The 335-nt window shown below is 51.3% G+C and carries 1 protein-coding gene; it reads left to right on the top strand.

What is annotated here, in order from left to right:
- On the top strand, positions 1 to 335 hold a 335-nt coding region (locus tag AC2FCQ_RS24680; RefSeq protein ID WP_490309174.1), incomplete at both ends, for a transposase.

Here is a 335-nt window from a genome sequence, read left to right as displayed (position 1 = left end):
TACAATAAAGCCCTCATCAACCGTGGCTCCATAACTTTCTGGCTGGATGATGAAGCTATTCAGGCCTGGTATGAGTCGGCAACGCCTTCATCACGGGGAAGACCTCAGCGCTATTCTGATCTCGCCATCACCACCGTTCTGGTCATTAAACGCGTGTTCAGGTTGACCCTGCGGGCTGCACAGGGTTTTATTGATTCCATTTTTACACTGATGAATGTTCCGTTGCGCTGCCCGGATTACACCAGTGTCAGCAAGCGCGCAAAGTCGGTTAATGTCAGTTTCAAAACGCCCACCCGGGGTGAAATCGCACACCTGGTAATTGATTCCACCGGGCT

This window comes from Serratia sp. CoH_134_PS_4 (assembly GCF_058190535.1).
The sequence above is the reverse complement of the archived record's forward strand: the minus strand, read 5'-3'. Positions and strand labels throughout refer to the sequence as shown.